The sequence below is a fragment of the Phormidium sp. CCY1219 genome (assembly GCF_035615515.1).
Classification (GTDB): Bacteria; Cyanobacteriota; Cyanobacteriia; order Cyanobacteriales; family Laspinemataceae; genus CCY1219.
Window position 1 is genome coordinate 1 of sequence record NZ_JAJENT010000022.1, and the last position, 214, is coordinate 214.

General features: G+C 58.9%; 1 protein-coding gene. It reads left to right on the forward strand.

The features are described from left to right. Positions 1–214 (forward strand): CHAT domain-containing protein (locus LKK83_RS00280; protein ID WP_324628748.1); only part of this gene is annotated, 214 nt, incomplete at both ends.

The window sequence follows — 214 nt, forward strand, 5'->3', positions numbered from 1 at the left end:
GGTTTGGTGGGGTTGACCCGGGGATTTATGTATGCCGGTGCGCCGCGTTTGGTGGTGTCGTTATGGAGTGTGGACGACAAGGCAACGGCGGCGCTGATGTCGAAGTTTTATGAGAAGCTGCTCTCACAGGAGCTGACCCCGGCGGAAGCGTTGCGGGAGGCGCAGTTGGAGATGTGGCAACGTGAGGAGTGGAAATCGCCCTATTTTTGGGCGG